The following is a 21,353-nucleotide window of genomic DNA, read 5'->3' as shown; positions in this document are numbered from 1 at the left end:
AAATTTCTGAGAAGGAGCCCCCAGCTACTCAACGGACCCTGGTCATGCAATGCGTGAGCGCTTGCAGTCGCCCTTTTAAGCGTCAAATTGAAGACTAGCGAGGCGGGCGTACAAGCCGCCTGCCGCGCTTAGCGTTGCATGGTCGCCTTCTTCGACAATCCTCCCCTGATCCATGACGATAATCCGGTCAGCGGAGCGAACGGTCGCGAGCCTGTGCGCAATGACAATTGTGGTGCGACCGACCATCAAGCGCTCGAGAGCATCCTGAACCAGTTTTTCGCTTTCTGCGTCCAGTGCGCTTGTCGCCTCATCAAGCAACAAAATAGGAGAGTCTCTCAGCAATGCGCGGGCAATCGCAAGCCGCTGCCGCTGACCACCCGAGAGCCGCGCGCCGCCTTCGCCCAAATATGTCTCCAGACCTTCGGGAAGCTCACGCAGGAAACCTGCCGCATTGGCCTTTTCAGCCGCTGCCCAAATCGCGTCGTCGCTCGCATCCCATTGGCCGTAGCGCAGATTGTCGCGCGCTGAGGCTGCAAACAGCACAGTATCCTGCGGAACCAACGATATCCGCTGGCGGAATTCTGCGGGGTCTGCACTGGTCAGTACCACACCGTCAATGCGCACGGTGCCGATTTCGGGGTCGTAAAAACGTTCCGCCAGTTGGAATAGAGTTGATTTGCCTGCACCTGACGGCCCCACCACAGCAACGGTTTCGCCGGGCGATACTTTCAGGCTGAAATCGTCAAGTGCCGCGACCTCGGGCCGTGTAGGATAGCGGAAGCGAACATGTTGGAATTCCAATTGCCCGCGCGCGGGCGGCATAACAACTGGGTTAGCAGGGGGGGCAATCTCGGGAACTTCATTCAGCAATTCGGCCAACCGCGATGCCGCGCCCGAAGCACGGACCAAGTCACCATATACTTCGGTCAACGCCCCAAATGAACCCGCGACAAGCGCGCCATATAAGACAACCGCGAACAACGTGCCCGACGATATGACGCCTTCTTTCACTTGGTCGGTACCTTCCCAAACGAGCAAGGTGATGCCGCCAAATATCAAAGCCATTACCAAAGCGGTTAGAAATGCCCTCAACCGAATGCGCTTTTTGGCAGCCACAAATGTGCGTTCAACGGCGTCAGAAAATCTTACGCCTTCGCGGTTTTCTTGCCCAAAGGCTTGAACAATTTTGATCGCCGCAAGCGCTTCTGAAATGATCGTACCAACACTCGCGACATTATCCTGACTATTACGCGACGCCTTTTCCAACCGTCGTCCCAGAAATACTATCGGCAGCACGACGACCGGAATACCCGCGAGCAGCCATATCGTAAGGCTTGGCGCAAGTCCGAACAGTAACGTCACGCCGCCTATACCGATAAAAATATTCCGAAGTGCCACCGACACCGTGGTACCTACAATTTGTTCGATAATCGCCGTGTCTGCCGTCATCCGGCTAGCGATTTCGCCAGGTCGGTTTTCTTCGAAAAAACGCGGGGCCAGTCGTAACAAATTTTGCTGCACGGCCACGCGGATATCGCCCACCACGCGTTCGCCTAACCAACTTACGAAATAAAACCGAAATGCCGTTGAAACGCCGATAATGACGACGATTCCTAGCAATAAATAGAAATAGGGTGCTGGATCCCCGCCATTTTTGACAAAGCCTTCATCGATAATGAGGCGCAAGCCATAGGGAATCGCAAGCGTTGAGGACGCAGCCGCAACAAGAGCCAAAAGGGCATAGCTAATCTGGCGCGGATATTTAATCGTGAAATGCCCGATCATCCGCAAACTGCCGAAATTGGGTTTTGGCTTTGCCGCAATGGTTTCCGCTGTTTCGGATGCGTTGAGGGTTGGCGCGTCGGTAGTTTCGATTGTCATTGGCCTCGCCTAGCAGTGCGCAGATGCAGTAACAATCCGCCATGGATCGGGTAAATGCTTTTCTTATGGTGCAATGCACAATAAATGCGTAAAGCAGCTAGCAATCGCGAATTCATTTCGCCGGCTCGAATATTTAAAGGCCTCAATATGCTGTATACTGGATACGACCTTCAACGTGGCTGGCTTGCCGGCGCAGGCTGGGTTGCGCAAAAACAGGCAGAATGGCTTAATACGCTTCCTTCGCCTTTCAATTACGGCGGCATGGCACCTGTGGCCGCTTCTGCGCTTGAGGTTTTTGCGCACTCCGTTCTACCGCGCGGAAAGCCAGCGTTCGGATTGAATGAAGTTATAATCGACGGCAAGACCTTGGTGGTTCAAGAAGAAAATGCAGCCCGCAAGCCATTCGGCCAGTTGAAGCGTTTCGTCTACGAAGGCAGCAGCGAAAAGCCACGGCTGCTCATCTGCGCACCGATGTCCGGGCATTTTGCAACGCTTTTGCGCGGCACAGTCGAACGGATGATGATCACGCATGATGTCTACATTACCGACTGGAAAGACGCCCGCGAAGTACCGTTGACGGGTGGTGGCTTCGACCTTGAAACCTACATTGACTATCTCATTGAGTGGCTCGAATTTCTCGGCCCCGATGCAGGCGGTCGCGGTGCGCACATGCTTGCGGTCTGCCAGCCATCTGTTCCTGCCTACGCAGCCGCAGCCTTTATGGCCGCAAAGCAGCACCCGCTGCGTCCGCGCACATTGACCATGATGGGTGGTCCAATCGATACGCGCGAAGCGCCGACCGCGGTGAACAACCACGCAACGCAGCGGCCACATGCATGGTTCGTGCAAAATGTGATTGCGACTGTCCCGTCATATTACAAGGGTTCAGGCCGCCGTGTGTACCCGGGGTTTCTGCAGCTTTCGGGATTCATGTCGATGAACTTAGGCAACCACATGATGAGCCATTGGTCCATGTTCTCCGACCTTGTCAAAGGCGACGGCGAAAGTGCGGATCGGCAAAAGGAATTTTACAACGAATATCGCGCAGTGTGCGACATGACGGCGGAATTCTATCTGCAAACCGTTGATACCGTGTTCCAACGCCATTTGTTGCCCAAGGGCGAATTCAACTATCGCGGTCAGCTAGTTGATCCAGCCGCCATTAGCGATATTGGTTTGCTCGCGATTGAGGGTGAGCGTGATGATATCAGCGGCCTGGGGCAGACTAAGGCAGCGTTGAACATCGCAACTGGCTTGCCTGCGGCGTTTAAGAAATATCATATGGCGCCTGAAGTTGGCCATTATGGCATTTTCAACGGCAGCAAATGGCGCGAAACAATTGCGCCAGTCGTCGAAGACTGGATATCCAGCCACAATTGAGCGGCGAAATGTCCTGCGCAATTTGCACCTGCTTAATAGCGTTTTGCGCAGTACCGATTTCTGCGGGTTTTCGGCGATGACCTTGTATATTACAGCCACTATCGAACGCTGGCCGGTGGATGGCCATTTCACCATCGCGCGCGGGGCGAAGCAATGTGTCGACCTGTTAATCGTCACCGTCAGTGATGGCACGCACATCGGTTATGGCGAAGGCACCGCGATTTACTACCAAGGCGAAACAGCCGAAAAATGCTTGGGGCAGGTCGAGCGCTTCAGTGACGAACTTGCGGGCCACCCCGTCTCAATTGCGCGCGCGCAGTTGCAATCGCGCCTGCCACCCGGCGCGGCCCGCAATGCGTTGGATTGTGCGCTTTGGGATTTGGAGGCCAAGCAAGCCGGTGTCGCGCTTTGGGCATTGGTTGGCATGGCAACACCTCCGCTACCTTTGCAAACCGCCTTCACCATATCTCTGGGTGCGCCTGAGGCGATGCATGCCGATGCCCGCAGCGCGGCGGACAAAGGCTATGGCTTGCTCAAGCTCAAATTGAACGGAGAAGCCGACCGCGACCGTGTGGCTGCGGTTCGGGCAGGGGCTCCAAACGCGCAAATCATCGTCGATGCGAATGAAAGCTGGGGCGGAATAGATATCGCTGCTGAAGCTGAGGGGCTCAAAAATCTTGGCGTTGCAATGATCGAGCAGCCATTGCCCGCAGGACGCGATGCCGCGCTTGCAGATATATCATCGCCGCTGCCCATTTTCGCCGATGAAAGCTGCCATATCGCGCCGGATGTTGCGCGACTGCGCGGCCTATATCAGGGCGTGAATATTAAGCTGGATAAGGCAGGCGGTCTGACCGAGGCCCTCGCGCTCCGTAAGGCTGCTGAGAACGCAAAGATGCAGGTCATGGTCGGATGTATGCTGTCGACCAGCCTTGCCATCCAGCCGGCGTTTTTGGTGGCGCAGACGGCGTCTTGGGTTGACCTTGACGGGCCAGCCTTGCTCCTAAACGATAGGCCGGCCGGCTTTGTTTTTGCAAACGGATGCCTGTCTCCGGCCTAAGATCTTACAAGATAACCTTTGCGACCTTGTCTTTAGACTCCTGTTTCGGATCAATACCCATCAGCATTTTGATGCCAGCGACTATGCTCGACGCATCTATCCAGATTTCGGCGTTTTCGGGATCAAGCCGAATCAGCGCAACGTCGGGGTCGTCTTTTCCGCCTTCATACCAAGCGGCAACGAAGCGGTTCCACAAACGGTCAATGGTTGCCTGGTCGTTTGATTGGGAGAGCTTGCCGTTTACGGTGGCCCAGATATCATGCCCCTTTGACGCGAAATGCGCCATGGCGCGGCCGCCGGAACCAATGTGTTGATATAGCTCACTTGAGCGGGACGTGAAAAACCAGATTGGGCCTTCATATTGGCCGTCTTGGAAACTATCGTCATCCAATTGCGCGGTCATTGGACGTGCATGGCCATCTTCGCCCTCGGCCAGCCCCAAGAACATCGTCCTGTCCGACTTTAGGGACTTCCAGAATTTTGCTTTGATTTCGGTATCGTTCGCCATTGTGTCACTCCTTATGGAAGTGAGGGTAACAAGCGATACCGATTGGTGTTCCAGTCTGAAGCCGACTTAATGCCCCAATGGCGTTAAACCGCGTCGAGATACTCAATGTCGGGTGCGCCCGCGAGGCAGGGACCAAGCTTTGGTCCTGCTGCTTTGGAATAGTCGCTGGCACCATGCGCAGTGAGCGCGTCTTGATCGACATATTGCTCAAGCACTTTGTAAACCTGCGAGTTGGACCGTGACCGGGTGAGCGTATAAAATACATTCCCCGGTGCATTGGCCCGAACGGCCGCAGCGAGTTCGGCAAAAACAGCCTCGAAATCTTCGTTCTTGCCTTCTGCGATGGTAAGGGTCGCGATAACGCCAATAGCTGCCATGCGGCTGCTCCTTAAATATAATTAAAAGATTTCGAACAGGCCGGCTGCACCCATGCCACCGCCAACGCACATGGTGACAACACCATATTTCGCACCGCGGCGCTTGCCTTCGATCAAAGCGTGACCGGTGCAACGTGCGCCAGTCATGCCATAAGGATGTCCAACCGAAATCGATCCGCCGTTGACGTTCAAAAGCTCGTTTGGAATGCCCAATTTGTCGCGGCAGTAAAGGACTTGCACCGCGAACGCTTCGTTCAGTTCCCAGATGCCGATATCGTCCATCTTCAGGCCAAAACGCTGCAGCAATTTGGGAATGGCGAACACGGGACCAATGCCCATTTCATCGGGCTCAGTGCCTGCAACTGCCATGCCGACATAACGGCCAAGTGGGGTCAGCCCCTTTTTCTCGGCCAGCTTGGCTTCCATCAAGATGGATGCAGACGAACCGTCGGACAGCTGGCTTGCGTTGCCGGCAGTGATGGTCATGTCCGGGCCAAGCACAGGCTGAAGCGATTGCAGACCCGAAAGTTGGGTATCCGCACGATTGCCTTCGTCCTTTGCGATCGTCACTTCCTTCTGGCTGACTTCGCCCGTTTCCTTGTTCACGACGTTCATCATCGTGGTTACAGGAACGATTTCCGCATCAAAATAGCCAGCAGCTTGCGCCGCGGCAGTGCGTTGCTGCGATTGCAGGGCATATTCGTCCATGGCGTCGCGGCCGATATTGTAACGCTTCGCTACGACTTCGGCAGTCTGCAGCATCGGCATGTAAATCGAATTGTGCATTTCTACCAATTCGCGGTCAGGCTGAACGCGCATTTCCTTGGTTTGCACCAACGAAATCGATTCTTGTCCGCCAGCGGCCATGACATCGACATTGTCGACGATGATGTGCTTTGCAGCCGTAGCAATCGACATCAGACCCGACGAACATTGGCGGTCCATCGTCATGCCAGATACAGAAACGGGCAAACCAGCGCGCAGCGCAACTTGGCGTGCAAGGTTACCGCCTTGCGTGCCCTGCTGAAGCGCGGAGCCCCACAGCACGTCGTCGATTTCGCCGCCTTCGATGCCGGCGCGCTCAACAGCAGCCTTTAGCGAATAGCTGCCGAGCGTTGGCCCGAGCGTTGCGTTAAACCCGCCGCGATAGGCTTTGCCGATGGCGGTACGGGCGGTGGATACGATTACTGCGTCACGCATGGGAGTAGTTCCTTGAAGTAAAAATTATACGAAAAACTGGCTGATCCATTCAGCCTGAAGTGCTGGCTTTTCCTCGCCCTCAATCTCAACGGTGAATTCAAGCGTTTGTTGCCATTGGCCAGGGCGCTTTTCAACAAGCTCAAGCAGCTTGAAATGGCCGCGCACGCGTTTGCCCGAACGGACAGGGGCGAGAAAACGTGTTTTGTTGCCGCCATAATTGACGCCCATTTTCACGCCTGCAACCTTGGGGCAATCGGACTTGGCGCTCATCACGGGGAAAAGCGACAAGGTCAGAAAACCGTGGGCGATCGTGCCGCCAAATGGTGTTTGCTTGGCCATTTCTTCGTTGATGTGAATGAACTGATGATCGCCGGTGGCATCAGCGAACTTGTTGATCATGTCCTGATCAACCAAAATCCACTCGGATACGCCAATATTCTCGCCAACTTTCGTCGCGAATTCGGCGGGTGTAATTGCGGTCATATAGTCTCTCCTGCATCTTTATTTGATAACATCGTGGCGGTTTCAAACGCGCAATACAAGCCCTGCCTGTTTGCCGTTACGGCATTCTGGCGGCCCTTCATCCCATAAGCTGCGAATCAGCTTTTGGAAGCCGCTGTTGTCGGCCCTGATGGCGCGGCATATGGCATCACCATCTCGCCGCCGGGCGCCGCTGTAAACGTCGTCTGGGTGGGATAGGCAAAGGATATCCCCTCGCGGGCAAAGCTCTCGATGATCGCGATGCCGACATCATGGCGGGCCTGAAACATCTGTTCGACATCATCGCTCTCAATATCGAACACCAGATGGAAATCGAGCGAACTTGCGGCAAAATTGTTGAACCCTGCGCGGATGAATTGCGCGCCGTTTGCTTCAACTGCCGCGCGCAAAATCTCTGGCACGCGTCGCGCCAGGGCAGGGGGCGTTTGATATACAAGCGTCAGAACAAACGTCACGCGCCGGTATAAAGTCAGCGTGTTATTGGTAATTTCCTTTTCCAGCAATTTGCTGTTCGAGATAATCTTCTCTTCACCCGTGAGCGCACGCAGCCTTGTGCTTTTCATGCCGATGACTTCAACACGCGCAGTTGTGTTGTCATACGACACGGTATCACCGCGCCGGAATGGCTTGTCGAAAATGATCGAGATTGCGGCGAACAGGTCGGAGAATATGCCCTGAGCCGCAAGACCAATGGCAATGCCGCCAACGCCAAGCCCGGCAACGAGGCCAGTGACATTGACTCCCAAATTGTCGAGCACCACGATGGCCGCGACAGCAAACAAGACAAAGCTGACAAGCAAGCGGATCAAGACCATCGCGCTTTGTAGCGTGTCATTTTCATGCAAGCCTTCGCCAGCGCGCCGCTCGATCAACCCTAAGATGATTTCACGCAGCCAGATCGCGACTTGCACGACGATGGCGATGGTAAACAATATATCGATAAAATGGGTTAGCGCGGCTGGCGCGCTGGCGATCTGGTTCACCAACTCAATCGACACCATGACACGGAAAAATTTGCTGGTACGCGCAAGGGTCCGCGCGATGATGGATTTCAAATGCGCCCGGTGCTCGCTTTCCCGCGCGATTTTCGACGCGATCCGTTTCAGCCAGCTGAGCGTAAGAAAGACGATGACGGCCGCAGTGATGGCAATGCCAAGTTCGACAGAGTTGCTGTGCACCCAATGCGTCAGCGCCTCCCAATAAGCTTGGAGGCGCGGGCCAATGGATTCGGTTTCAATGCGCGGTAGGGCGGATGCGTGTTGTGCAGTCATGCCCCTTGTTTACGGTCGATGACGACAGTGCACAAGTTCTGCGGTGCGTAGCGGGTGTTATGGGTGTTTGCACCGCATGACTATCAACATGCTTTAGTCATCCAGCAGCAGTGCATCGTTTATCAAGCAGTGCGCCCCATCGGCAACGACTGCGTGTGTTACGGCTATGTCGGCGACGATGTGACCGGGCACATGAAATTCATGTTCTGACAATATGGCCGAGAGCTTACTTGCAAAATCCTGCGTTGTTGGATGGGCAATCTGCATCGACAGGCATATTTGCGCCCCTGAGAAGGTAAGGCTGTGCCACGGGCGTTCATGAATGACGCTGATGTCGGCAGCGGGAACGAGCGTCCGCAATGCGCGCAGTAAGGCACCTGAACCTGCGCGCCCAATCATGTTGGGTGCCGATCGGTTTGGTTGCCATAATTGGACATGAACTGCCGCAATCTCGATTCCATTTCTGGCCGAATTTCACGCCCCATCCTGATGTCCAGCACAAGCCGCGGGTCACCTGCCGCCAAGCGCCCGAATTTTGTGGGTGGCAACTCCTGATCCTTTAAAAACCGTTCAATCTGGCGTGTGATATGCATGCTGCCTCCTGCGTTATTGACTCGGATGGGCTTGCCCGAATCAGTAAGAACAAAGATAGAACAAAGTTGATAGGATAAATCCTACATGTCTAGGAAATTTCCAATTAAACCAGAGGGATGACCATGGAGGAAGAACCCAGAACAGTTTTGGAGCGCCTGATTGCGTAGAATGGCGATGATTTCGCGGGCCTGTCCAAGCTTGTCGGACGAAATCCAACATATATTCAGCAATTTATAAAACGCGGCTCCCCAAAAAAATTGCCTGAGGTGGAGCGTGGCATATTGTCGCGCTATTTCGGCGTCGCAGAAAATATACTGGGCGGACCGACGGCCAATGCGACCAAAACCGGCATTCGCCTCATCCCAAAACTTGCTGTTGGCGCGTCGGCCGGTCCGGGGGCCATTCCTGATCATGAAACGCTTGCCGGCGAGATTGGTTTTGATGAAAAATGGCTGCGCAAGCAGGGGCTAGACCCATCCAAGCTCTCGCTTATTCAAGTGGATGGCGGTTCGATGTCGCCAACGCTGAATCACGGCGATGATATCATGGTCGACAACCGTGTTGCAGGGGCGATGCGCGATGGCATCCACGTTATCCGGCTGGACGATGTGTTGATGGTCAAACGGCTTACCAGCCCCTGAACGGCGGCTGTCAGTGCTGTCTGATAATCCAGCCTATCCGGGGTGGCCAGATGTCGATGGCGCTGCCGTCACCATCATTGGCAGGGTTGTATGGGCGGGGCGGCGGCTCTGAAGGCTTGCCTCTGTTGCACTTGTCCGCCACATAAGCGGGCATGTCGCATGTCACATCCACGCCCGCCAAAACGCCGCCGCTTAAGGCCGCAATCATCCCCGTCACGCCGCTGCAGCAAAACTGCACGCTTTTTTGGTGTACCGAAACCAATAAGGGCGCGTTGGTCGACCCCGGCGGTGATCTCGACAAGTTGAAAGCAGCCGTCGCGCAGACGGGCGTTCAACTGGAAAAATTATTGGTGACGCACGGCCATCTCGACCATTGCGGGCAAGCCGGAATGCTCGCCCAGGAATTGGGCTTGAAAATCGAAGGCCCGCATGAGGACGACCGTTTCTGGATTGAGAAGTTGGACGATGACGGCGCGCGCTATGGCATGGAAGCGCATAGTTTTGAGCCCGACCGCTGGTTGGTTGACGGCGACACCGTGACTGTCGGCAATCTGACGCTCGACGTTATTCATTGCCCCGGTCACACGCCCGGACATATTATTTTCCATCACGGACCCAGTCGCCTTGCGATTGTGGGCGATGTCTTGTTCCAAGGGTCGATTGGCCGCACAGATTTTCCGCGCGGCAATCACGCCGATCTGATTAATGCCATCACGACGAAATTATGGCCGTTGGGCGATGACGTGACTTTCATCCCCGGTCATGGCCCCACTAGCCAGTTTGGTTATGAGCGCCAGCACAACGCCTTTGTGGCAGACGATGTGCTGGCTGCCCGTTGATTTAAAGCGCGGTGTAGACGCTCCACAGGGCCCAGCCGGCTAGACCAAGCAAACTGACCATCGTTGTCAGCGTGCCGACCATCCGGCCCTTGCCAAGCGATCCGCCATCCATGCCCAAGCCATGGGCGAGACGACCGATGATGTAAGCGATGCCAAGGCCCCACAGCCAGTTATTCGTTCCGCTGGTCGCCTCAAGCGCGGCAATCAGAACTAAGACGAAAGGTGCGCTCTCGACGAAATTTGCGTGCGCCCGCATCCGGCGGATGACAAATTCATTGCCGCCATCGCCAATCGAGACGCTCTCTTTTGTGCGTGCCTGGCCGCAACGGATCATCAGCCAGATATTCACTAACGCCGCTCCTGCGGCGATTGTGAGGGTTACGGGTAAACTCAACATATATTCTCTCCCTGTTTGTGCTGGCGTGCTTAACTGCTATCTCTCGGCTTGCAAAGCACCGAAAAACAAGTATAGCGCGCCGCTCACACAGACATGTGCGGATGAATGAGGCTGATTCTGGCGATTGCTTGCCACGACCATCTCTTTCGCCTAGCATGGCATAGAACTTATTGACTTTGAAATGGAACAGGTGCCGAAATGGCTGTCCCCAAAAGAAAAACATCTCCTTCGAAGCGCGGCATGCGCCGCAGCCATGATTCGCTCAAAGTTGCTGCGTATCAAGAATGCGCCAATTGTGGTGAACTGAAGCGTCCGCACCATTTGTGCGATGCTTGTGGTCATTATAATGGCCGCGAAGTGGTGGCAGTCGCCTAATCCTTTTACAGGAGAATAGCTGGTGTCAATGAAACCGCGTATCGCCATTGACGCGATGGGCGGCGATGAAGGTGTTCCTGTGATGATCGCAGGCGCGGCCTTGGCACGTCACCGGCACGAAAGCTTTGAGTTCCTGCTGGTGGGCGATGAGACGCAGATTAAGTCCGCGCTCGACAAGCATCCCAATCTGCGCGCGGCTTCCGAAATCCTGCACAGCGATATTGTCGTCACCCCTGATGACAAGGTCAGCGCTGCCTTACGCAAGGCAAAGACCAGCTCAATGGGCATGGCAATTAACGCGGTGAAATCTGGCGATGCCAGCGCGGCTGTCAGCGGCGGCAATACCGGGGCGTTAATGGCAACCGCCAAGCTTGCCCTGCGCACCATGCCCGGTATCGACCGGCCAGCGCTTTCCGCTTTGCTGCCGACACTGGAAGATACCGATGTGGTGATGCTCGATCTGGGCGCGAACACCGAGTGCGAAGCCAAAAATCTTGTGCAGTTCGCTATCATGGGCGCCGCATATTCCCGTATTATTTTTGGATTTGATCGTCCGCGTGTCCGGTTGTTGAATATCGGGACCGAGGAAATGAAGGGTACAGAATCACTTCGTGATGCGGCCCAGCACCTGCGTGATGCCACTGGGTTGCATATGGATTTCCAAGGTTTTGTTGAGGCTGACAAGATCAACCGCGGTGAATGTGATGTTGTCGTGTGCGATGGCTTCACCGGCAATATCGCGTTGAAATCTATTGAGGGCACCGCGCGCTTTGTAACGGACCTTTTGCGTCGGGCATTCACCAGCTCCATCAGGTCCAAATTTGGGTTCCTTGTGTCGCGACCAGCGACAGAGTTGCTGCGGCATCATCTTGACCCCAACAACCATAATGGCGCGGTTTTCATGGGTTTGAATGGTGTCGTCGTAAAAAGCCATGGCAGCGCGAATATCAAAGGTGTGGCGCATGCAGTCGAGGTCGCGGCCCGGCTCGTTGAAGAGGATATCACGGCACGTATCACGCAAGATCTGGCGCGGGTGCAGGCGGGGTGACTGAAGTCGCTCTTCGCGCCGTTATAAAGGGCACTGGGTCGGCGCTTCCACGCAACCGCGTGTCTAACGCCGATCTTGCGGCGAAAGTTGATACTACTGACGAATGGATCACCGAGCGCACGGGCATAAAGTTCCGACATATTGCAGAGCCCGATGAAACGACATCCACGCTCGCTACGCAAGCTGCGCGCAATGCGCTTGATGCCGCCGGCATGCAGGCAAGCGACATCGATCTCATCATCCTTGCGACCGCAACGCCCGATCAGACCTTTCCTGCATCTGCGACACTGGTGCAGCACGCGCTTGGCTGCAATGGCGGCGTTGCCTTTGATGTGGCGGCGGTTTGCTCTGGCTTTCTGTATGCCTTTTCAGTCGCCGAAAGCATGATCCGCGCGGGATCCGCAACCAATGCATTGGTCATCGGCGCGGAAACTTTCAGCCGTATCCTTGATTGGGAAGACCGCACGACCTGTGTGCTGTTCGGTGATGGTGCTGGCGCCGTTGTCTTATCGGGCGAAGTTGGCATTCGCGGCGCGCTGGCGACGAAATTGCATGCCGATGGCCAACATAATGAATTATTATATGTTGATGGCGGCCCGTCCACCACGGGCACTGTCGGCAAATTGCGGATGAAGGGACGGGAAGTTTTTCGTCACGCCGTAACCAATCTTACCAGTGTTCTTCATGAGGTTCTGGCATCCACCGACCTCACCGCGGAAGATATAGACTGGGTCGTGCCCCATCAGGCAAATGCCCGGATCATAGAGGCAACAGCCAAGAAACTTGCGCTTGATCCAAGCAAAGTGGTTATGACTGTCGACCAGCATGCAAACACATCTGCGGCGTCTGTTCCTCTCGCTCTGGATGTCGCCGTGCGCGACGGACGGATCAAACAGGGTGACATAATCGTTATCGAAGCCATGGGTGGCGGGTTTACATGGGGGGCGTCAATCGTCCGAATGTAGCAAGTTTTACCATATGGTGGTTTTACAACTCTGAATTTTATTGTAAGCCGACGCCAGATCCATCAGAAGTCGCAGGTCCGGAGACGAATATGGTTGATACAGGTACTTTAACTCGCGCCGATTTGGCCGAGATGCTTAACCGTCAGATAGGTTTGTCGCGTGCAGATTCCGCCGCGATGATTGAGTCCATACTTGATCATATGACCTCTGCATTGCTAGGCGGTGACAATGTTAAAATTTCTGGTTTCGGAACCTTTGTTCTTCGGGACAAGGGGCAGCGCATTGGGCGCAACCCGAAAACCGGTGTTGAAGTGCCAATCACGCCGCGCAGAGTGCTTACATTTCGGGCCAGCCAAGGCATGCGACAAAAGGTAAAATAACAGTCTATGCGCGAAAAATCGGCCGACGCCTTTCGAACAATTGGTGAAATGGCAGAGGCCTTGGGCGTTCGCGCGCATATATTGCGGTATTGGGAAGAGCAGTTTCCGATGCTGAAGCCGCTCACGCGCGCTGGCGGTCGGCGCCTGTATCGCCCTGAAGATGTCGCTTTGCTGCATAACATTCATCGCTTGTTGTATAGCGAAGGCTACACGGTCAAAGGCGCACGGCGCTTTTTGACAGTGGGTGAAGCCCATATTGTAGCGCCCGCAGCTTTAGACGCGCCTGCGCCCTTTACCTCAGCGCCGGTTTTTGACGTAGCAGCGCTCCGCGCTGTGCGCGATCGTCTCGCGGCAGCTTTGGCCGCAGCCTGATTAATCCATATTTCGGGCGTAGACCAAGTCGCGGAAAGGCACTTGCCCAACCATGAACACGGTTTCGCCAATAGCCGCAAAGCCGGCCCGTTCATAAAAGCCGATGGCGCGGACATTTTTTTCGTAGACGGACAGCAGTAGACGTTTCGCCCTGCGTTTCTCGGCCACCGCGAAAACGAGTTCTAACAGTCCTTTGCCGTTCCCGCTGCCCTGCCATGGACCCAGCAAATAGATTCGTTTCAGTTCGATGTCGCAATCTTGCTGCAACTCACGATGTGCAGCTGGCGTGATCATGGCGTAACCAACCGGCGCGCCCAGCGGGGTTTCGCCCATCAATATATCGGTAGCCGGATCGCAGAGCGCCTGTGCGTAATATTCGGCGCTATGTTCTTGCCGCAAATGTTGCATCATCGGTTGGCCGGGATGGTCAAAGGCGAAGGTTGCCATGAAAGTTGCCGCGCCAAGATAAGCGAGCGCTTCTGCATCACCAACATCTGCATCGCGCCAAATAACCGGCGTCATTCGTCTTCGGGTCCAAGGTCGGGGTCAAGATCGCGTGGACGGATAAAATGTGTGAGATGCCCGCACCGGCGATCGACGTCCGCCCAGTGCGCGATGTTCAGCTCCATCCGCGCGATAGCTGCGGTGGGATATTTCTCCCACACCAGATCGCGCAAGGGTGATGTGCCATCGTCAGGGCACAGGCCGAATACCAAGTCTTCGAGCCCGGGATTGTGCCCGACCATCAGCAGGTTTTTATGTTCGTCGGCCTGATCGCGCAGCACATCCATTAATGTCGCGGAGGACGCTAGATAAATCCGGCGGTCCCAGTTTGGATCCACCTGCGCGCTCGCTCCCTTAACGAACTCGTCAATCGTTTCAATCACCCGTACGGCGGGGCTTGCAACCACATGATCGAAGGTCAGGCCATTGCGTTTTACCCAAATGCCCATCGTCAAGGCCGCCTTTTCGCCGCGTTTGTTTAGCGGGCGGTCGAAATCGCGCGGTACGGCGTCATCCCAACTCGACTTTGCGTGGCGAAACAAGGTGAGGGTCAATGTCAAATCGGGTTGCTCTCTTCCAACTGGTTCCCCACCTCCTGCCGCAAATTTGTGTCAGACGAAAGTCCAGATTTTACGGAACGGGCGGCTTCTTCCAAGGTGACGCGGCGAATGGGCGTGCCGGGCGGGAAAGCAGACAAAAGCCTGCTAGGCACTGCCGATGACAAAAGCACGAAATACCCCTTGTCACCTGCGCTGCGGATAAGGCGACCAAAGGCCTGCGCCATTTTTGCGCGAATGATCCGGTCATCAAAATCAATACCGCCATTTTTCAGGCGTCGTGCACGGTGCAAGATATCCGGACGCGGCCAGGGAATTTGTTCCATGATCACCAGCCGCAGCGAATGTCCCGGAACATCCACCCCGTCGCGCAATGCGTCGGTTCCAAGCAAGCTGGCATGTGGATCGTCCCGGAAGATATCGACTAAGGTTCCCGTGTCGATGGGGTCGACATGCTGCGCATAGAGAGGCAGGCCATCACGCGCCAAGCGGTCAGCGATACGGGCATAGGTTGAACGCAACCGCCTTATGGCTGTAAACAGGCCAAGCACACCGCCGCCTGACGCAGTGATCAACGCGGCATAGGCACCGGCCAACGCGGCAGGGTCGCCCTTTTTGACATCGGTGACGATCAGCACCTCCGCCTGCGCGGTGTAATCAAACGGGCTGATGGCGGAGAAATGCGTGGCTGGCTTTTCAAGATGTGCAGCGCCCGTCCGCGCTTCCGCATTTTTCCAGTCGCCGCCACTGCGCAAGGTGGCCGATGTTGCGAGCACGCCATGGCTTGGCTTAAGGACGATTTCGGCCACGGGTTTCATGGGGTCAAGCCAGCGGCGGTGCATGCCGATGTCGATTTCGCGTCCTTCAAACCGTTCAATGCCAAGCCAGTCGACATATTCGGGGTCAACCGGGCCAACGGCGCGGGCCAACATGGATATCCATGCACGCAATGTGTCAATGCGCCAGCTAAGACTTGCCGTTGCCCCCTCAACGCGCGCGCGCGCGCTGCCATCGAGCCAATCGGGCGGATCGGCTATCATGTCCTCCAACCGCTGCCCAAGCACCGTCAGCGGCCTTGCCAGAGCCTCCAGCGCGATGGCAGCATCTGCCGCCGCGTCGACAACGCCAGCGTCGGGATCAGCAAGTTCCGTTTCCAGCCCATAGCCGCTTTCGGTGGCGTTGGTTTCGTCGCGGGCAAATACCATCGCGCGGATTGCGGCAAGCAAGCGTTCCACAGGGCCAGACGGTGTGCCTTCGCCCAAGCGGGCAAGCCAGCCTTCGCCGGGCAAGGCTTCGGCAGCGACGCGCGCCATCTCAATGGCAAGGCCGCCTTCTTCATCATAAGATGCCACATCGGCCAAGCGCGCCGAAAGCCCGCGCCGCCGCCCCCGTGCTTTGCCTTCGGGGCCAATGACCCAGCGGCGCAGCTCAATGGTCTCTTGCCCTGTCAGCGCGGCGGCGAACATGGAATCTGCGGCATCAAACAAATGATGGCCTTCATCAAAGATGATGCGGCTTGGCCGGTTTTGTTCGTCACGGCCACGCGCGGCGTTGACCATCATCAGCGCATGGTTGGCAATGATAATCTCGGCCTGAACCGACGAACGCGTGGCGCGTTCAATGAAGCATTTTTTATAATGTGGGCATCCGGCATAAATGCATTCGCCCCGCCGGTCGGTCAAAGCGGTCGAGCCATTGCGCCGGAATAAGGTCGGCAGCCAACCGGGCAAATCGCCGCCGATCATATCGCCATCATGCGAATAAGCCGCCCAGCGCGCCACCAGATGCGCAAGGATTGCCGCATGTCCGGCAAAGCCGCCTTGCAAAGCATCCTCCAGGTTCAGCAGGCACAGATAATTTTCGCGCCCCTTGCGCACCACAACCTTGGATTTGAATGTCTCATGGTCGGGGTAAAGGCGCTTCGCCTCGCGCACCAACTGCCGCTGGAGCGCTTTGGTAAAGGTGGAAATCCACACCGTTTCGTCGGCGGCGGTCGCCCAAAGGCTTGCGGGCGCCAGATAGCCAAGCGTCTTGCCAATGCCTGTGCCAGCCTCAGCCAGCAGCATATTGGGTTCGCCCTTGCGCGTACGCGGCGCGAAAATTTGCGCTGCTGCTTGCGCGAAATCCCTTTGCCCTTGGCGCGTCTCGGCAGAACCGCCGACGAGCGACGCGAGCCTTTCCTGCACCGCGTCAGCCGCAAGCGTTACCACGCGGGGCGGCGTGCGGGGCGGGGCTTCTTCCCATTCGGGCAAGCGGCTGAACAGCCATCGTTCGGGACGCTCGGGCTTTTTAAGCTGCGCCAATACCAGATTTGCCCACGGCCAGCGCAGCCGCATGAGTGCTTGTGCTGAATCCCAAGCGCCTTCGCGTTCGGCCCATGCCGCATCGCCCAGCACCGATAGCAATGCCTGCGTCGCCACAAGCAGGAACGGCGGAACTTCCTGATCGGTTGCCGGTGCAGTCAGGCCCAAGGCCTTCGCCAAACCTTTGGGTGTGGGCACAGCAAACCGCGCGGGATATATAAAAGCGTATAACTCCAAAACGTCGAGGCCCGACAAATCAGCATAGCCAAGCCGCTGCGCAACCAAGGGCGCATTCAGCATGATCATTGGCGTTTCTGCCGCACGACCGGCTGCCTCGCCCTTGCCAATTGTTTTTACAGGCCCGTCACTGGTGCCCATCCAAATACCGGCATGGCTTGCATGGAGCGCAGGAAAGGCTAGGGGGGTTTCCATTAGCCCTGATAGGCGTATTTGGAACGAAAGAGCAACACGTGACTGACCTTCGCGATATAGCAATGGCATCAAAAGCCTGGCCTTATGAAGAGGCGCGGCGTTTGTTGAAACGCTATCCCAATGGCAAGGCGCAGGGTCAGGCGATTATTTTCGAATGTGGCTATGGTCCATCCGGCCTGCCGCACATCGGAACTTTCAATGAAGTGCTGCGTACGACGATGGTGCGCAACGCATTTCAGGCATTGTCCGATGCACCAACACGGTTGATCGAGTTTTCGGACGATATGGACGGCCTGCGCAAGGTTCCGGACAATGTGCCGAACCATGCGATGCTCACCGAACATTTGGGCAAGCCCTTGTCGCGTATCCCCGACCCGTTTGAAAAGTTTGAGAGCTTCGCTGCGCATAACAACGCAATGCTGCGAGACTTTCTCGACCAGTTCGGTTTTGAATATGAGTTCATCTCGTCCTCGTCGCAATATGAAAGCGGGGCGTTTGATGATGCGTTGAAAAATGTGCTGCGCAATTATCAGGGCATATTGGACATCATGCTGCCGACCTTGCGCAAAGAACGCGCCGCCACCTATTCGCCTATTTTACCCATCAGCGAAAAGACCGGCATTGTGCTTCAGGTGCCCGTCGAAGTCGTGGATGCCGAAGCTGGGCTTGTCCGCTTTGACGACGATGGCGACATGGTGACGCAGTCGGTCTTGGGCGGCAAGTCAAAGCTGCAGTGGAAGGTCGATTGGGCGATGCGCTGGGTCGCATTGGGCGTCGATTATGAAATGTACGGCAAGGACCTAACCGACAGCGGCGTGCAGTCGGGTAAGATTGCGCGTGTTCTTGGCGGCCGGCCGCCCGAAAGCTTGATTTACGAAATGTTCCTCGACGAAAAGGGCGAGAAGATTTCCAAGTCCAAGGGCAATGGCCTCGCGCTTGAAGACTGGCTGAAATATGGCACCGAAAACAGCGTTGCCTTTTACGCCTTTCGCGAACCCAAAAGCGCAAAGCAACTGCACTTGGGCGTAGTTCCCAAGGCCGTGGACGAATATTTCCAGTTCCGCGCGCAATGGCATGAACAGCCGGTTGAAAAGCGCTTGGGCAACCCCGTGCACCATGTCCACAATGGTAAAGTGCCAAGCGGGCAGCCACCGGTCACGTTCGGCCTGTTGCTGAACCTTGTTGGCGTGATGGGTGCAGGCGCGACCGAAGAACAGGTTTGGGCCTATCTTGGCAATTATGCCCACAATGTCTCGCCGGAAAACGCGCCTGAACTTGCGGAACTTATTCCAATCGCTTTGGCCTATAACCGGGACTTCGTTGCGCCGACCTTGCAAAAGCGCAAGCCCGCGGGCGTTGAGATTGCAGCCTTGCAGGCGCTTGATGCGCGGCTTGCCGCATTGCCTGCCGAGGCAACGGCGGAAGACATTCAAAACATCGTCTATGAAATCGGCAAAGAGGGCGGATTTGAAAATCTGCGCGATTGGTTCAAGGCCTTGTACGAAACGCTTTTGGGCTCAAGCGCTGGCCCGCGCATGGGCAGCTTCATCGCGCTTTATGGCTTGGCCAACAGCCGCACTTTAATTGCAGAGGCGCTTGCATGACAACCATTGCGGCGCGCCTCTATCACGATGGTAAGGCCGCGCAGGAAATCCACCTAAGCAAGCCGATACCGCACATCACGCGGCCCAATGATTTTATCTGGATCGGGTTGCACGAACCCGATGATATCGCGCTTAAGCGGGTGCAGGACCATTTCGGTCTTCACCCTTTGGCGGTCGAAGACGCGCTTGATCCGAAGCATTTGCCGAAAGTTGACGTATATGGGGATCATCTTTTTCTGGTCATCCGCACACCGCAATTGGCGGGTGACAAGATTATCTACGGCAACACTGCCATTTTTATGGGACGGCAGTTCATCATTACCGTGCGCCATGGGTCAGAGCGGTCGCACAGTCCCGTTCGGGATCAGCTTGAGGCGACACCGTGGTTGTTGCGGCAGGGTGCGGATTATGTCCTCCACGCCATTTTGGACTTCATCGTTGATGGCTATGGTGACTTGGTCGATGTGATGGAGGAAAAGGTGCTTGTCATGGAAGAGCGCGCGATCGACAATTTCCTGCGCTCCGCCGAAACCAGTCGCATTTTCATGCTGCGCCGCGAGCTGTTCCGTTTGCAACGGATATTGGGACCAACCGAAGATTTGGCCAGCCGCTTTATCAACCTTGAACTGCCGCAGGTGGACGCGAACATTTATCCTTATATGCGCGACCTGCTCGACCATATTCGGCGCTTGGTTTACCGCATTGAGGGGCTGCGTGATACGCTGACCTCCGTCATCGAAACAAGCGGGCTGTTGGAGCAACAACGGCAGGGGGTAATTACCCGTCAGCTCGCCGCATGGGCCGCGATCCTTGCCGTGCCGACCGCGATTGCGGGTATTTATGGTATGAACTTCGCACATATGCCTGAACTGAATTGGGAATATGGCTATTTTCTGATTGTCGGTGTCATGGCGAGTATTTGCCTAACATTATATGTGAAATTCAAACGATCAGGCTGGCTGTAATCTAGCGGACAACCTGCGCGAGGACATCGCGGTAATTGGGTGACACTGTCATCCGAGGATAAAAGCCGCCAGTGCCGAGCAAGCGGTGCGTCGCTGCTAAATTATAGCAGGGCACGCCCATGAACAGATGATGTTCGCTGTGATAATTGACCCAATAAGGCGCGACCGTCATGCGGGCAATGACTCCGGCTTGCGTAGTCCGTGCGTGGGTGAACGGATCCCCACTACCCGTTGGCGTACAGGCATGCTCCGCGATGTTGCGGATACGCAGGAACAATTGAAAAGTCGTCGCGAGTGCGGTGAGCCAAAGCAAAAATGGTACCCAACCCCAGACGACCAAAGATATCGCCAGCAAGATTGCCTGCACGATCAGAAACCGCCCCACTGTGCGCGCGGTCGTCTTTGCGCCGTCGCCGCTTTCGGAGGTCAGCATAAATTGCGCACCGCGCAAGGCCACCGCGAATTGCGCGCGGCGTTGCTTGTAAAAAGTCTGCCCCGTCAGATCACGGATGAACTTGCGACGCAGGCTGTCGTGGCTGGTCGGGAACGGCGCGGATAAAGCGAGGTCGGGGTCCTCGGCCTGCTGGGTGAATTTGTGGTGCGTCAGATGATAAGCGCGATAGGCATGCAAATCGCTCCCCGTTGCCGCGCCTGTTGGCCATTGGCCGAGCCAGTTGTTGGTCTTGCGGTCGGGGTGCAGCAGACCATGCGCGCCATCATGCATCAGGATCGAAAGCCCCAATTGCCGGCCGCCGAGGATGGCCAGCACAAAGGGCGTCACCAAAAGACCAGCGCGCCAATCATAGGCCCATGCCGCCGCGCCGCCAAAGGTGGCAAGCCCAACAACCATCCAGCCATGCAGCACAAGCCATATCCCACGCCAACGCGACAGCGTGGTAATCGCGCGCCAATCCTCTGCGGCGAAAACTTCGCGCGGGTTGGCTGCCTTCACAGCCGGCATGATGCGGCACTTTTCATAAGGGCAATATAGCGCGCCATGCGGGGGTCCGCAAACGCGCTATGCCACTGCCTGTGCAACGAAGTTGGCCATCTGCGCTTGGGCCTTGCGCGACTCGCTGAAGCTAAAGATCGGCCAGTCGTGCATCATGCCCGAAAGCTCCGTAACCTCCACCGAAGGCAGCTTGGCTTTTAGCGCGCGCGAGTCTGTTACCAAGATATCATCGCCGCCGGCAAAGGCC

At 56.1% G+C, this 21,353-nt stretch carries 24 protein-coding genes and 1 pseudogene; 11 read left to right on the top strand and 14 right to left on the bottom strand.

Annotated elements, in window-relative coordinates; genetic code table 11:
- Window positions 1-75: 75 nt before the first annotated feature.
- Window positions 76-1,785 carry an ABC transporter transmembrane domain-containing protein gene (locus QE270_RS07905; protein ID WP_300037780.1) on the bottom strand — a complete coding sequence of 570 codons (1,710 nt, stop codon included), beginning with the start codon at window positions 1,783-1,785 and terminating at the stop codon, window positions 76-78.
- A gap of 243 nt (window positions 1,786-2,028) precedes the next feature.
- Between QE270_RS07905 and phaZ the strand changes: the two genes are divergently transcribed.
- Window positions 2,029-3,261 carry a polyhydroxyalkanoate depolymerase gene (gene phaZ, locus QE270_RS07900; RefSeq protein ID WP_300037703.1) on the top strand — a complete coding sequence of 411 codons (1,233 nt, stop codon included), beginning with the start codon at window positions 2,029-2,031 and terminating at the stop codon, window positions 3,259-3,261.
- A gap of 76 nt (window positions 3,262-3,337) precedes the next feature.
- Window positions 3,338-4,321: an N-acetyl-D-Glu racemase DgcA gene (dgcA, locus tag QE270_RS07895; RefSeq protein ID WP_300037699.1), complete on the top strand. Its 984-nt coding sequence runs from the start codon at window positions 3,338-3,340 to the stop codon at window positions 4,319-4,321.
- 4 nt (window positions 4,322-4,325) lie between these two features.
- Here dgcA and QE270_RS07890 read toward each other — a convergent pair whose 3' ends face one another.
- The 7 genes from QE270_RS07890 to QE270_RS07860 all read right to left on the bottom strand — a co-directional run bounded on the left by QE270_RS07890 (window position 4,326) and on the right by QE270_RS07860 (window position 8,771).
- Window positions 4,326-4,829, bottom strand: coding sequence for a pyridoxamine 5'-phosphate oxidase family protein (locus tag QE270_RS07890; protein WP_300037697.1), 504 nt, complete (start codon window positions 4,827-4,829; stop codon window positions 4,326-4,328).
- An 83-nt stretch (window positions 4,830-4,912) separates the two neighbouring features.
- The gene (locus QE270_RS07885; RefSeq protein ID WP_300037694.1) at window positions 4,913-5,206 is read right to left on the bottom strand and encodes a putative quinol monooxygenase; all 294 of its coding nucleotides are present in this window, start codon (window positions 5,204-5,206) and stop codon (window positions 4,913-4,915) included.
- 21 nt (window positions 5,207-5,227) lie between these two features.
- Window positions 5,228-6,406, bottom strand: coding sequence for an acetyl-CoA C-acyltransferase (locus tag QE270_RS07880; protein ID WP_300037690.1), 1,179 nt, complete (start codon window positions 6,404-6,406; stop codon window positions 5,228-5,230).
- A 24-nt stretch (window positions 6,407-6,430) separates the two neighbouring features.
- Window positions 6,431-6,889: a MaoC family dehydratase gene (locus QE270_RS07875; protein WP_300037687.1), complete on the bottom strand. Its 459-nt coding sequence runs from the start codon at window positions 6,887-6,889 to the stop codon at window positions 6,431-6,433.
- 116 nt (window positions 6,890-7,005) lie between these two features.
- The gene (locus tag QE270_RS07870) at window positions 7,006-8,178 is read right to left on the bottom strand and encodes a mechanosensitive ion channel family protein (RefSeq protein ID WP_300037684.1); all 1,173 of its coding nucleotides are present in this window, start codon (window positions 8,176-8,178) and stop codon (window positions 7,006-7,008) included.
- 93 nt (window positions 8,179-8,271) lie between these two features.
- Window positions 8,272-8,577, bottom strand: coding sequence for a hypothetical protein (locus QE270_RS07865; protein ID WP_300037681.1), 306 nt, complete (start codon window positions 8,575-8,577; stop codon window positions 8,272-8,274).
- Window positions 8,574-8,771 (bottom strand): hypothetical protein, encoded by a 198-nt coding sequence (locus QE270_RS07860; protein ID WP_300037678.1) that lies wholly within the window; start codon window positions 8,769-8,771, stop codon window positions 8,574-8,576. Before QE270_RS07860 ends, QE270_RS07865 begins: the two co-directional genes overlap by 4 nt.
- Before the next feature lie 189 nt (window positions 8,772-8,960).
- On the opposite strand from QE270_RS07860, the pseudogene QE270_RS07855 reads away from it, so the two are divergent.
- Together QE270_RS07855 and QE270_RS07850 are read left to right on the top strand one after the other, a co-directional pair.
- Window positions 8,961-9,525 (top strand): annotated as a pseudogene (locus QE270_RS07855) (S24 family peptidase).
- A gap of 40 nt (window positions 9,526-9,565) precedes the next feature.
- Window positions 9,566-10,252 carry an MBL fold metallo-hydrolase gene (locus tag QE270_RS07850; RefSeq protein ID WP_300037675.1) on the top strand — a complete coding sequence of 229 codons (687 nt, stop codon included), beginning with the start codon at window positions 9,566-9,568 and terminating at the stop codon, window positions 10,250-10,252.
- A 1-nt stretch (window position 10,253) separates the two neighbouring features.
- Here QE270_RS07850 and QE270_RS07845 read toward each other — a convergent pair whose 3' ends face one another.
- Window positions 10,254-10,649: an MAPEG family protein gene (locus QE270_RS07845; protein ID WP_300037672.1), complete on the bottom strand. Its 396-nt coding sequence runs from the start codon at window positions 10,647-10,649 to the stop codon at window positions 10,254-10,256.
- Between the two features lie 198 nt (window positions 10,650-10,847).
- Between QE270_RS07845 and rpmF the strand changes: the two genes are divergently transcribed.
- The 5 genes from rpmF (at window position 10,848) to QE270_RS07820 (ending at window position 13,789) form a co-directional block, all read left to right on the top strand.
- The gene (gene rpmF / locus QE270_RS07840; protein WP_125229645.1) at window positions 10,848-11,024 is read left to right on the top strand and encodes a 50S ribosomal protein L32; all 177 of its coding nucleotides are present in this window, start codon (window positions 10,848-10,850) and stop codon (window positions 11,022-11,024) included.
- A gap of 28 nt (window positions 11,025-11,052) precedes the next feature.
- The gene (gene plsX / locus QE270_RS07835; RefSeq protein WP_300037669.1) at window positions 11,053-12,072 is read left to right on the top strand and encodes a phosphate acyltransferase PlsX; all 1,020 of its coding nucleotides are present in this window, start codon (window positions 11,053-11,055) and stop codon (window positions 12,070-12,072) included.
- Window positions 12,069-13,037, top strand: coding sequence for a beta-ketoacyl-ACP synthase III (locus QE270_RS07830; protein WP_300037666.1), 969 nt, complete (start codon window positions 12,069-12,071; stop codon window positions 13,035-13,037). The genes plsX and QE270_RS07830 overlap by 4 nt, the downstream gene beginning before the upstream one ends.
- Before the next feature lie 89 nt (window positions 13,038-13,126).
- Entirely contained in the window at window positions 13,127-13,417 is a 291-nt protein-coding gene (locus tag QE270_RS07825) for an integration host factor subunit alpha (RefSeq protein WP_300037663.1), read from the top strand.
- A gap of 6 nt (window positions 13,418-13,423) precedes the next feature.
- Window positions 13,424-13,789, top strand: a complete 366-nt coding sequence (locus QE270_RS07820) for a MerR family transcriptional regulator (protein WP_300037660.1) — start codon at window positions 13,424-13,426, stop codon at window positions 13,787-13,789.
- On the opposite strand, the gene QE270_RS07815 is transcribed toward QE270_RS07820, so the two are convergent.
- The 3 genes from QE270_RS07815 to QE270_RS07805 are packed head-to-tail and all read right to left on the bottom strand — an operon-like array spanning window position 13,790 to window position 17,585.
- Window positions 13,790-14,311 carry a GNAT family N-acetyltransferase gene (locus tag QE270_RS07815; RefSeq protein ID WP_300037657.1) on the bottom strand — a complete coding sequence of 174 codons (522 nt, stop codon included), beginning with the start codon at window positions 14,309-14,311 and terminating at the stop codon, window positions 13,790-13,792. It lies immediately after the preceding gene.
- On the bottom strand, window positions 14,308-14,853 hold the full coding sequence (locus QE270_RS07810; protein ID WP_300037654.1) for a histidine phosphatase family protein: 546 nt from the start codon (window positions 14,851-14,853) through the stop codon (window positions 14,308-14,310). Before QE270_RS07810 ends, QE270_RS07815 begins: the two co-directional genes overlap by 4 nt.
- Window positions 14,850-17,585, bottom strand: coding sequence for an ATP-dependent DNA helicase (locus tag QE270_RS07805; RefSeq protein WP_300037651.1), 2,736 nt, complete (start codon window positions 17,583-17,585; stop codon window positions 14,850-14,852). The genes QE270_RS07810 and QE270_RS07805 overlap by 4 nt, the downstream gene beginning before the upstream one ends.
- A 62-nt stretch (window positions 17,586-17,647) precedes the next feature.
- Here QE270_RS07805 and QE270_RS07800 point away from each other — a divergent pair, with 62 nt between their 5' ends.
- Entirely contained in the window at window positions 17,648-19,189 is a 1,542-nt protein-coding gene (locus QE270_RS07800) for a lysine--tRNA ligase (protein ID WP_300037777.1), read from the top strand.
- Window positions 19,186-20,154, top strand: a complete 969-nt coding sequence (locus QE270_RS07795) for a magnesium and cobalt transport protein CorA (protein ID WP_300037648.1) — start codon at window positions 19,186-19,188, stop codon at window positions 20,152-20,154. Before QE270_RS07800 ends, QE270_RS07795 begins: the two co-directional genes overlap by 4 nt.
- Window position 20,155: 1 nt before the next feature.
- Here the strand turns inward: QE270_RS07795 and QE270_RS07790 are convergent, their stop codons facing one another.
- Entirely contained in the window at window positions 20,156-21,115 is a 960-nt protein-coding gene (locus QE270_RS07790) for a fatty acid desaturase family protein (RefSeq protein ID WP_300037645.1), read from the bottom strand.
- A 57-nt stretch (window positions 21,116-21,172) separates the two neighbouring features.
- Window positions 21,173-21,353 (bottom strand): hypothetical protein (locus tag QE270_RS07785; protein ID WP_300037642.1); only part of this gene is annotated, 181 nt, incomplete at its 5' end.

Source organism: Sphingorhabdus sp. (genome assembly GCF_029865925.1).
Classification (GTDB): Bacteria; Pseudomonadota; Alphaproteobacteria; order Sphingomonadales; family Sphingomonadaceae; genus Sphingorhabdus_B.
This window is presented reverse-complemented; position numbering and strand designations above follow the sequence as displayed.

What these genes read in the sequence shown, in the direction of transcription:
- QE270_RS07880 (WP_300037690.1), bottom strand. Translation starts at nt 6,406, where the DNA reads ATGCGTGACGCAGTAATCGTATCCACCGCCCGTACCGCCATCGGCAAA.
- phaZ (WP_300037703.1), top strand. Translation starts at nt 2,029, where the DNA reads ATGCTGTATACTGGATACGACCTTCAACGTGGCTGGCTTGCCGGCGCA.
- QE270_RS07790 (WP_300037645.1), bottom strand. Translation starts at nt 21,115, where the DNA reads ATGCCGGCTGTGAAGGCAGCCAACCCGCGCGAAGTTTTCGCCGCAGAG.
- QE270_RS07850 (WP_300037675.1), top strand. Translation starts at nt 9,566, where the DNA reads ATGTCGCATGTCACATCCACGCCCGCCAAAACGCCGCCGCTTAAGGCC.
- QE270_RS07825 (WP_300037663.1), top strand. Translation starts at nt 13,127, where the DNA reads ATGGTTGATACAGGTACTTTAACTCGCGCCGATTTGGCCGAGATGCTT.
- QE270_RS07875 (WP_300037687.1), bottom strand. Translation starts at nt 6,889, where the DNA reads ATGACCGCAATTACACCCGCCGAATTCGCGACGAAAGTTGGCGAGAAT.
- plsX (WP_300037669.1), top strand. Translation starts at nt 11,053, where the DNA reads ATGAAACCGCGTATCGCCATTGACGCGATGGGCGGCGATGAAGGTGTT.
- QE270_RS07865 (WP_300037681.1), bottom strand. Translation starts at nt 8,577, where the DNA reads ATGATTGGGCGCGCAGGTTCAGGTGCCTTACTGCGCGCATTGCGGACG.
- QE270_RS07870 (WP_300037684.1), bottom strand. Translation starts at nt 8,178, where the DNA reads ATGACTGCACAACACGCATCCGCCCTACCGCGCATTGAAACCGAATCC.
- QE270_RS07800 (WP_300037777.1), top strand. Translation starts at nt 17,648, where the DNA reads ATGGCATCAAAAGCCTGGCCTTATGAAGAGGCGCGGCGTTTGTTGAAA.
- QE270_RS07860 (WP_300037678.1), bottom strand. Translation starts at nt 8,771, where the DNA reads ATGCATATCACACGCCAGATTGAACGGTTTTTAAAGGATCAGGAGTTG.
- QE270_RS07820 (WP_300037660.1), top strand. Translation starts at nt 13,424, where the DNA reads ATGCGCGAAAAATCGGCCGACGCCTTTCGAACAATTGGTGAAATGGCA.
- QE270_RS07845 (WP_300037672.1), bottom strand. Translation starts at nt 10,649, where the DNA reads ATGTTGAGTTTACCCGTAACCCTCACAATCGCCGCAGGAGCGGCGTTA.
- QE270_RS07890 (WP_300037697.1), bottom strand. Translation starts at nt 4,829, where the DNA reads ATGGCGAACGATACCGAAATCAAAGCAAAATTCTGGAAGTCCCTAAAG.
- QE270_RS07905 (WP_300037780.1), bottom strand. Translation starts at nt 1,785, where the DNA reads ATGATCGGGCATTTCACGATTAAATATCCGCGCCAGATTAGCTATGCC.
- rpmF (WP_125229645.1), top strand. Translation starts at nt 10,848, where the DNA reads ATGGCTGTCCCCAAAAGAAAAACATCTCCTTCGAAGCGCGGCATGCGC.
- QE270_RS07815 (WP_300037657.1), bottom strand. Translation starts at nt 14,311, where the DNA reads ATGACGCCGGTTATTTGGCGCGATGCAGATGTTGGTGATGCAGAAGCG.
- QE270_RS07885 (WP_300037694.1), bottom strand. Translation starts at nt 5,206, where the DNA reads ATGGCAGCTATTGGCGTTATCGCGACCCTTACCATCGCAGAAGGCAAG.
- QE270_RS07805 (WP_300037651.1), bottom strand. Translation starts at nt 17,585, where the DNA reads ATGGAAACCCCCCTAGCCTTTCCTGCGCTCCATGCAAGCCATGCCGGT.
- dgcA (WP_300037699.1), top strand. Translation starts at nt 3,338, where the DNA reads ATGACCTTGTATATTACAGCCACTATCGAACGCTGGCCGGTGGATGGC.
- QE270_RS07795 (WP_300037648.1), top strand. Translation starts at nt 19,186, where the DNA reads ATGACAACCATTGCGGCGCGCCTCTATCACGATGGTAAGGCCGCGCAG.